Annotated in this window: 7 protein-coding genes; 4 read left to right on the top strand and 3 right to left on the bottom strand. The window is 70.0% G+C overall.

Features of this window, described 5'->3' with window-relative positions; all coding sequences use genetic code 11:
• On the bottom strand, positions 1-1,284 hold a 1,284-nt coding region (locus tag ABFS34_09435; GenBank protein MEN8375657.1), incomplete at its 3' end, for an amidohydrolase family protein.
• A gap of 135 nt (positions 1,285-1,419) precedes the next feature.
• Between ABFS34_09435 and ABFS34_09430 the strand changes: the two genes are divergently transcribed.
• The 4 genes from ABFS34_09430 (at position 1,420) to ABFS34_09415 (ending at position 8,375) form a co-directional block, all read left to right on the top strand.
• A complete protein-coding gene (locus ABFS34_09430) occupies positions 1,420-2,517 on the top strand; it encodes a peptidase (protein MEN8375656.1) in 1,098 nt (365 codons plus the stop codon).
• 8 nt (positions 2,518-2,525) lie between these two features.
• Complete coding sequence (locus ABFS34_09425; protein MEN8375655.1) at positions 2,526-4,865, top strand: hypothetical protein; 2,340 nt, start codon at positions 2,526-2,528, stop codon at positions 4,863-4,865.
• 16 nt (positions 4,866-4,881) lie between these two features.
• Positions 4,882-6,618, top strand: coding sequence for a hypothetical protein (locus ABFS34_09420; protein MEN8375654.1), 1,737 nt, complete (start codon positions 4,882-4,884; stop codon positions 6,616-6,618).
• Between the two features lie 113 nt (positions 6,619-6,731).
• A complete protein-coding gene (locus ABFS34_09415; GenBank protein ID MEN8375653.1) occupies positions 6,732-8,375 on the top strand; it encodes an NAD-dependent malic enzyme in 1,644 nt (547 codons plus the stop codon).
• Positions 8,376-8,438: 63 nt separating this feature from the next.
• Here ABFS34_09415 and ABFS34_09410 read toward each other — a convergent pair whose 3' ends face one another.
• Together ABFS34_09410 and ABFS34_09405 are read right to left on the bottom strand one after the other, a co-directional pair.
• Complete coding sequence (locus tag ABFS34_09410; GenBank protein MEN8375652.1) at positions 8,439-9,179, bottom strand: ZIP family metal transporter; 741 nt, start codon at positions 9,177-9,179, stop codon at positions 8,439-8,441.
• A 10-nt stretch (positions 9,180-9,189) separates the two neighbouring features.
• Entirely contained in the window at positions 9,190-9,690 is a 501-nt protein-coding gene (locus ABFS34_09405; GenBank protein ID MEN8375651.1) for a hypothetical protein, read from the bottom strand.
• Positions 9,691-9,764 lie beyond the last annotated feature (74 nt).

Genomic DNA, 9,764 nt, shown 5'->3' with positions numbered 1-9,764 from the left:
CGAGCGCGCGTGCACGACCTCCCCGCCGAGCATGACCAGCCTCACGTCGCGCGCGGCGGCAACGTCCCGGGTCGGATCGCCGGCCACCGCCACGAGGTCCGCCAACAGCCCGGCCTCGATGCGACCTCGATCGGCCAGGCCCAGGTAGCGGGCGTTGCCCGACGTGGCCGCGCGCATTGCGTCCAGCGGCGTCATCCCGTACTCCACCATCAGCTCCAGCTCGCGGGCGTTGTCGCCGTGATCGAACACGCCGGCGTCGCCGCCCATGCACAGGTCGACGCCGGCCGATAGCGCGCGGCCGAACACGTCACGCGAGCGCCGCAGGTTGGCCGGCGGTTCCTTCCCCGGGGTCCAGCCGCCGTAGACCGAGATCGCCTCGTAAGCCGCGAGCGTCGGGCACAGCGCCACGCCACTTTCGGCCATCAGCCGCAGCGTCTCGTCGGACGCGCCGTCGCCGTGCTCGATGGTCTGCACGCCGGCCCGGATGGCGCGCCGCATGCCCTCGTCGGACGCGGCGTGCGCCACGACGCGCCTCCCCGAACTCTCGGCGACCCCGACGATCCGGTCCAGCTCCTCCTGCGTGAACGTCGGGCGCGCCTCGCCGCTCGGGCCCCAGCGGTAGTCGGCGTAGACCTTGATGAAGTCCGCGCCGTGGCCGATCTGGTCGCGCACCACGCGCTCCAAGCCTGCGCCGTCGGCGGCCTCGGCGCCCAGCGGAGGCCTGAATGACGGCGCGAATCCGCGCGGGCCGTAGGCGCCCGTGGCGACGATCGCGCGCGAGGAGATGATCAGCCGCGGGCCGAGGATCACTCCCTTGGCGATGGCGGCCTTGAGCCCCGCGTCGGCGTAGCCCGCACCCTCCGTACCCAGGTCGCGAGCGGTCGTAAAGCCCGCGCGCAGCGTGGCCCACGCGTGGCTGCCGGCCCGCAAGGTCCGCTCGGCCTCCGATTCCACGAGCACCTGGTCGTTCCACGAGGTCTCGTCATAGGGGTGCAGGAAGAGGTGGGTGTGGCCCTCGATCATCCCGGGGATCAGCGTCGTTCCGGGCAGTTCGAGCACCCGCGCGCCGTCGCGCCCGAGCTGGTGCGCGGGTCCCACGGCCTCGATCCGGTCGCCGCCCACGCGCACGCCCCAGCCTTCGCGGGCCTCGTCCGCGGCGCCGTCCCATACCCGGTCCGGGAGCAGAACGATCGGCGCGCCGCCCTGCCCCGACGCGGGCGCGAACGCGACCAGGACGGCTACTGACGTCAGAAGCAACGCTGTGACGTGCAAGGAACGCGGCATGGCAACCAATCTCCCCAGGTGGTGGTCGGCTGACCTCAGCTTACCCGGGGTCGGACGCGGGACGCCACCGCGCCGCTTGCGGAGAGACCGCGCCGCGCGAATGATTCGCCCGTCCACCTCCCGCTGGAGCCGCCCGTGAATCTTCTCGATCCACAGACGAGGGCCGCACGCTGGGCCACCCTCCTATTCGCACTGGTGGCCGCTGCGTGCGGCGACGACGGCACCGCGCCCGAGGACCGAGTCGTGGCCGGCGTCGACCTGGACGTACTTTTCGCTCCGCCCACCCAGGCGGAGATCGACGCGGTCGCGAACGACTGGGCGGGGCGCGATCCGGTGGCGTCCCAGATCCAGGTCGTGGCGACCGGCGCCGTGAGCATCCTGGGTATTATTCCACACACGGTCACCGTCGTGTCCCACGACGTGGGCGGCGTGCTCCACTACGGTGCGTTCGTCGTGCCGGACGGCGCCGATCCGGCCAGCCTTCCCATCGTCGTCTACCTGCACGGAGGCGACGCCGGCTTCGCCGTGAACGACGTGGTGACCATCGCGCAGTTCGCCGCGGATCTCGCCGGTAACGTGGTGTGGGTGGCGCCGTCCTTTCGCGCCGAGGCGCTACGCTTCGACGGCCAGACGTTCACTTCGGGCGGACCGCCGTCGCCGTGGGACCGCGACGTGGACGACGCCCTCGCGCTGCTCGACGTGGCGCTCACAACCGTTCCCGAAATCGACCCCACGCGCATCGGCCTGCTAGGGCTCAGCCGGGGCGCCGGCGTGGCGCTGCTCATGGCGGAGCGCGAGCCCTCCATCGACGGCGTCGTGGAGTTCTTCGGGCCCACCGATTTCTTCGGCGAGTTCGTCCAGGACGTCACGGAGGAGGCGCTGTTGGGCACCCTGCGCAACCTGCCCGGGCTGGAGTTCCTGGACGGCGAGTTCATCACCCCGCTGCGGCTGGGCGCCACCACGATCCCCGCGGTCAGGGGCGAGCTCGTGCGCCGGTCCGCGGTGCTGTTCGCCGACCGGCTGCCGGACGCGCAGGTGCACCACGGGGAGGCGGACATGGTCGTGGAGGTCAGCCAGGCGGAGAGCCTCATTCGGACGATGAGCGGCCTGGGCCGGATGGCGCCGGAGTTCGAGGCGTTCCTGTACCCTAACGGCGGCCACAACCCGCTCACGATGGACGGCAGCATTCCGCGCACCCAGGACTTCCTCGTGGGCCTGCTGGGGCTTCCCTAGGTGGCATCGTGAAGCGGCTCCTTCGCGAGCTCCACCGGCGTTCTCTGTGGCAGGTTCTGCTCATCTACGCCACCGGCTCGTGGATCGTCTACCAGGTCGCGCTGGACCTGGCCGAGGGCCTGGGGCTGCCCGACTGGGTAGCGCCCACCGCGCTGATCCTGTTGCTGGTGGGCCTGCCGATCGTGCTCGCGACGGCGTTCCTCCAGGAAGGCTCTCCGGCGACCGACGAGCCGCCAACACCGGCTGCCCAAGCGGGCGGCGCGACGGCCCAAGCGGCGCCCGCCCCGCCGGCGGCCGCGGGTCAGCCGCCCGCGCCCGAGTCCTCGCCGAGGTCGCTGTCGCGGCATCTGACGTGGCGGAACGCGATCCTGAGCGGGCTCGGCGCGTTCGCGCTGCTGGGCATCGTCGTCGCGCTCTTCATGGCCAGCCGGCTGGTGGGCATCGGCCCCGCCGCCACGCTGTTCGCGCAGGGGGCGCTGGCCGAGGACGCGCGCATCATCCTGGCCGACTTCGACGGCCCGCCCGCGGATTCGGCCATCGCGGAGATGGTGACGGAGGCGCTGCGTATAGATCTGGAGCAGTCCCGGGTCGTGCGCCTGGTGGAGCCGCGAGTGGTCCGCGACGCGCTCGCGCGCATGCAGAGGGACGAGGCCACGAGGATCGACGCGAACGTCGCCAACGAGGTCGCGCTGCGCGAAGGCATCCCGGCGGTGCTCGCCGGGGAGCTACTACGCGCCGGAGGATCGGTCGTCATCTCGGCGCGCATCGTGGCGCCCGGCGGAGGGGGCTCGCTCGCGTCCTTCCGGGCCACCGCCGGTGACTCGACGGAGCTGGTCGACGCGGTGGACCAACTGTCCGCCGACATGCGCGCCAAGATCGGCGAGTCGCTGTCCTCGGTCCGCGGCAGCCCCCCGCTGGAGCGCGTCACCACCCGCTCGCTGCCCGCGCTGCAGCGCTACTCCAGCGCCGTCCGCATCCTCCAGGACGCGCCGGAGTCCACCCGGGCGACCGCGCTACTGGAGGAAGCCGTCGCCGCGGACAGCGCCTTCGCGATGGCCTGGATCCAGTTGGGGCGGCTGCATTTCTTCCAGGACGTGGACGACGACCGCGCGACCGACGCCCTGGAGCGCGCACGCCGGCACGCAGAGCGCCTGAGCCCCCGCGAGCGGCTGCTCGCGGAAGTGTGGTACCAGGATGATGTGGAGTTCGACAGGGACGCGCGGTACGCCGCGCTCCAGCGCCTGCTCGCCGAGTATCCGGACGACCGCGAGGGCTTGCTGAACCTCTTCTACTACCGCCTGGAGCGGATGGAGCTGCCCCGGGCGCGCGAGGCGCTCGACCGCGTCCTCGCGGTGGGGTCGGCGTGGGCCCTGGGGTCCGACATCCGATGGCAGCTGTCGGCCTACGAGGGGAACGTCGAAGCCGCCGCCGCGGAGTTGGACGCGTACGCCGCCAGGTTCCCCTCGGACTCGCTCTACACGGCCAACATACGCGCATATCTCGCCGCCATGACAGGCGACTACGAGGCCGCTTCTCGCGGATGGCTGAGACTCCGGGAGTCCAGCTCGGGGACCGTTTACGAGGCGGGTTCGCTGTCCCGGCTAGGGAACATCGCGAGTCTTCAGGGGCGACTTGCGGAGGCCTTCCGCCTCAACCAGGAGGCCGATCGAGCCGCCGGCCTCAACCCGGTGCAGATCAGGCTCGGCGACGAGCTGTTCCGGCTCCGCCGGCGCGCGTGGCTCGAGCTGCCCGTTGCGGAAGAGGTCGATGCCCTTCGTGCGTCGCTCGCGGCCGGCTTCCTCGACTCGATCCCGGCCTCCTGGGCCTGGGAGTTGGACGTCGCACCGGCGCTCGCACTCGCGGGCGCGACCGACGACGCCGAGCGGGTTCTCGAGAGCTGGCTCGACCGCGCTTCGGAGAGGTACAGACGCCGGGACAGAGACGAGTGGGCCAACGCGCGCGGGGAGATCGCGTTCGCGCGCGGCGAGTACGAGGCCGCCCTGGAGAGCTTCCAGGAGGCGAGGGAATACGTCGAGCAGTGTCCGCGGTGCGGACTCGTGGACATCGGACGCGCGCACGAGGCGCTGGGCCGGCCGGACTCCGCGCGCGTCGCCTATGAGTCCTACCTGCGCACTCCCGACCCCTTCCGCATCAGGGGCGACGCGGTGGCCCGCGCCATCACGCTCGAGCGCCTCGCGGGACTGCACCTGGCGGCCGGCGACCGGGACGCCGCGCGCGCCGCCCTCGCCGAGTTCATCGACCTCTGGAAGGACGCCGACCCGGAGCTGCAGCCGCGCGTGGACGCGGCGCGGCACCGGCTGCAGTCGCTGGTGGAAGCCGAGAGATAGGCCGGGGGGGGCGCCCATGGCGCTTTGGCTGGACAAGTTCCGCAAGCGAAAGATCGGGCAGTGGTCGCTGGGCTACCTGGCCGGCGGCTGGGTGGCCTACGAGGTCCTCAGCCAGGTCGCCGAGAACTTCGCGTGGCCCGCGGTCATCATGCGGGCCGTCACGGTGGCCGTGGCGACCGGCCTCCCGGTGGTCGTGATCCTCGCTTGGTACCACGGCGAGAAGGGGCAGCAGCGAGTCGGCGCGGTCGAGCTCGCGCTCCTCACCGGCGTCGCCGCGGTCGGCCTGCTCGCGCTCCGAGCGTTGACGGCGGACGAAGGTGCCTCCCCCGTTCTGGACCCGGCGGCGTCGGTGCGGCTGGCGGCGTTCGACGGCATCCTGATGAACTCCCTGGCCGTGCTGCCCCTTCTGAACAGGAGCGGAGACCCCGACCAGGAGTACTTCTCGGACGGCTTGACCGAAGAGTTGATGGGAGCGCTGTCGCGCGTGCCTGGCCTGAGGATATCGGCCCGAACGTCCTCGTTCGCGTTCAAGGACTCGCCGGCGACGACCGACTCCATCGCCCGCGTGCTCAGGGTCCGGCATCTGCTGACGGGTTCGGTTCGGCGCCAGGGCGACAGCCTGCGCGTCGCGGTGGGTCTAATCGACGCCAGGGACGGCTTCGAGGTCTGGTCCGACACCTACCGACGTCCGGCCGCGGATGTGTTCGCGGTCCAGGAGGAGATCGCCCGCTCGGTGGTGGACGCGCTGCCGCTCGACCCCGTGCTGCTCGCTACCGACTGGGAGCTGCCGGACTACTCGACCAGCCTGGAGGCGCACGACCTCTACCTGCTCGGCAAGCAGGCATGGACCCGCCGCACGGGCGCCGACCTTCTGCGCGCGGTCGAGTTGTTCGAGGCGGCGATTGCGCTGGACTCGCTCTACGCTCCGGCGTGGGCCGCCCTCGCCGAGACCTACGTCGTCCTCTCCGGCTACACCTCCGTCTCGACCAGGACCGCCTTCTCGCGGCTCCAGCAGACGGCGCAGCGGGCCCTGCAACTCGACAGCCTCATGGTCGAGGCGCACACGGCTCTCGGGTACGGCACCGCGTGGATGTCCTACGACTACATGGCGGGCATCGAGCGGATCGAGCGCGCGCTGGCCATCGATCCCGAATACGCGACCGCCCTGCACTGGCTAGGCGAGCTGCTGGCGCACACCGGTCGCTTCGAGGAATCGAGCGAGCGTTTCGCCTCGGCGATGGCGCTCGACCCGCTGTCCGGCGTCACGCGCGCCGACTACGGCCAGGCGCTCCAGCTAGCGGGCCGGCACGAGGACTCCGTGGAGATCCTGGAGGCGTATCTCGCAGACGATCCCGGCTACCTGATCGCGGAGTACTGGCTCCTCTACGCCGCTTTGATGACCGGGAGGTACGATAGGGCCGATGAGCTCGCACGCGGTCTCTCGGAAGCGTTCGGGCTGAACGGAGGCGGGCTGTCGCTCGCCGTGCGCGCGCTGGCCGGAGAAGCCTCGAAGGAGGCGGCCGTAGCGGCGCTCGACGCGGAACCCAGGGCGGTGTCGGGTGTGGCGGCCACGCTGCTCGTGGCCCTGTATGGACAACTCGGGGCACTCGACCAGGGGATCGCGATCCTGGAGCACGGAGCGGATACTCCGTTCCAGGGCCTGATCTATCTCTCGTCGCACGCCGCCTTCGCCCCGTACCGCGAGCATCCCAGGTACGGCGAGCTGGCTTCGCTGGTGCGGTTGAGGGAGTAGGCGGAAGGCGTGGGCTTTGCGTCGATCACCGTCACCGCCAGGCGAGCCCCTGGTGGCTCCTCTCCTGACTCCCAGGTGAGCGGCGCCACTCCTCTCTGACGAGGTCCACGCTGATGCCTGATGCCAATCCCCACCCGCCGCAGTCGGGCCCGCACGAACGCGGGGCCGACCTGCTGTTCCACCCCGCCACGAACAAGGGAACGGCCTTCACGGACGAGGAGCGCCTGAGCCTGGGGCTGCGGGGGCTTCTGCCGCCGCACGTAAATACGCTCTCTCAGCAGCAGCAGCGGGTGCTGGAGGGCGTGCGCAGGAAGGAATACGACATCGAGAGGTACATCGCGCTGCGGGCGCTCCAGGACCGAAACGAGCGACTCTTCTACCGCACCCTGATCGACGACATCGACGAGCTGATGCCGCTCGTGTACACGCCGACCGTCGGCCAGGCGTGCAAGGAGTTCGCCCACATCTTCCGCCGGCCGAGGGGATTCTACGTCACCGCCTCGGAGCGCGGAGAGGTCCGCCAGACGCTGGACAACTGGCCCGAGCCCGACGTGCGGACCGTAGTGGTCACGGACGGGCAGCGCATCCTGGGCCTGGGCGACCTGGGCGCGAACGGGATGGGGATTCCGATCGGCAAGCTGGCGCTGTACACGGCGTGCGCCGGAATCGCCCCGCAGCACTGCCTGCCGATCATGCTGGACGTGGGCACAGACAACGAGGATCTGAGGGCGGACCCCCTCTACCTGGGGGTGCCGTCTCCGCGCGTGGGAGGCGAGGAGTACCTCGCCCTGGTCGACGAGTTGGTCGAGTCGCTGAACGAGAAGTGGCCCGGCGTGCTGATCCAGTTCGAGGATTTCCTCACGCCGAACGCGTACCGTCTGCTCGACCGCTACCGCGACAGCGTTCTCTGTTTCAACGACGACATCCAGGGGACGGCGGCGGTGGGGCTGGCCGGGCTTCTCGCGTCCACCCGGATCTCGGGTATCGAGCTCGAGGACCTGCGGGTCATGTTCCTCGGCGCCGGCGCCGCGTCGACGGGCATCGGCGACCTTCTGGTGGGAGCCCTGGTGGAAGCCGGCTTGGACCGGGAGCAGGCCATGGACCGGATATCGTTCGTTGATTCCAAGGGGCTGCTCGTGCGGTCGCGGCAGCATATCGCGGCGCACAAGGAGCGATTCGCCCGCGACGGCCAGGCCATGGACCTGCTCGACGCGATCCGCTCCCTCGAGCCGCACGCGCTGGTCGGCGCGACCGGTGCTCCGGGCACGTTCACCCGTGAGATCGTCGAGGCCATGGCCGACATCAACGAGCGGCCCACGATCTTCGCCCTCTCGAATCCCACCTCGAAAGCCGAAGCCACCGCCGAGCAGGTCTACACCTGGACCGGCGGCCGCGCGATCTTCGCGAGCGGGAGCCCTTTCGGGCCGGTGGAGGTCGGCGGGCGGCTATTCCGGCCCGGGCAGGGCAACAACGCCTACATCTTCCCCGGTGTCGGGCTCGGGGCGGTGAGCTGCCAGGCACGGACGGTGACGGACGCGATGTTTCTTGCCGCCGCACGGTCGCTCGCGGCTCAGGTCAGCGAGGCCCAGTTGGAGCAGGGCTCGATCTACCCTCCGTTGAACGAGATCCGGGACATCTCGCTGAACATCGCCTGCGCGGTGGCGGAGCAGGCCTACGCGGACGGCGTTGCGGGGCTGGAGCGTCCGGAGGATCTGCGGGGGAGCATCGCAGCCGCGATGTACGACCCGCAGTACTGAGGGCGCCTCAAGAGACAATCGGAGCGATGGTGTTCGGCCCCCTTTCAACGCCCCTCCCCGCTCTTAGGCGAACGCCAACCTCAGACCATAGAGAAGCGCCAACCCCGACAGGAAGGCGAGGGTGTGGTAGATGTTCCTGCTCACTCCATGGTCCTTGTTCACCTCCGGCACCAGGTCCGAGGCGGCGATGTAGAGGAAGTTCCCGGCCGCGAACGGGAGCAAGAAGGCCACATCCATCTGGAATGAGGCGGCGTAGGCAAGGAGAGCTCCGACGAGGAAGGTCAGCCCCGAAAACAGGTTGAAGAGCAGCGCCTTGCTCCTTGGCCAACCCCCATGAAGCAGAACCGCGAAGTCGCCCAGCTCCTGGGGCACTTCGTGAGCCGCGGCCGCGAGCCATGTGACCATGCCGAGGCGGATGTCGATGATGAACGCCCCGGCCACCGCCAGCCCGCCCATGAAGTTGTGGAGCGCGTCTCCGATCAGGATCAGGTAGGTGAGCGGCTTGCGGCACCGCGCGGCGGCGCGGTGGCAGTGATGCCAGTGGAGGAACTGCTCGAGCACGAGAAAGACCGAGAACCCGAGCAGCAGCCATACAAAAGCCGAGATGCGAAACGCGGGGCCCTCCATGGCCGCGGGAAGCATGTGGAAGAAGGCGCCGCCCAAGAGCGATCCCGCCGCGAAAGCCACCAGCGGCAGCAGGATCTTGTCGAGCGTCGCCTCCTTCAACAGGAGCGTGACGCTCCCCACCAGCGCGATAGCGCTCATGGCGACGCCGGCGGCGACGATCCAGGCCAGGGTCGTCACTGTTCTCGATCTATGCGCCCGTCTCCGCGTCCTCCCGGATTCGTCGCATCAGACCACGGTGGACCCACACGAAGTAGCCGGTCATGGAGCCGACCCATACCGCCGTCCCGATGTTCACGGTGGACCAATCCAGCACGCCTCCGATCTCGACGCCGAACACCCCGAACACGGTGATCGAGTACAGGATGGCGGCGACGAGCACGGTGAACGGGAAGTACCAGAAGGACACGTGCCGCTCGGTCTCGAAAACCTGGAACGCGGCGACGGTCGCGACGGCGATCGAGCCGAGTAGGTGCACGCCGTTGTACGCCAGGACGGGTCCCGCTTCGACCACGAACCTGCTGGAGGCATCCGCTCCGTAGAAGAAGACGGCGCCCATGGCGGCGGCCGTGTGGAAGATCGACCGGCCCTGGACCGCGTTCAGGACGGCGAAGACGAGGACCACAGCGGCGTAAGCGACCACGCCTCCGATCAGCCCTTCCCTGAGAATCCTGCCGGGCTTGCTCCTCATGGCTTACCTCGCCTTTACGATTCGTCGCGTTCGGCCTGACGAGGTTAGTCTGCCGGTCGGAGGCTTGGCCAGAG

This window comes from Gemmatimonadota bacterium (genome assembly GCA_039715185.1).
Lineage (GTDB): Bacteria > Gemmatimonadota > Gemmatimonadetes > Longimicrobiales > RSA9 > DATHRK01.
Note: the sequence above shows the minus strand (reverse complement) of the source record. Positions and strands in the feature narration are given on the sequence as shown.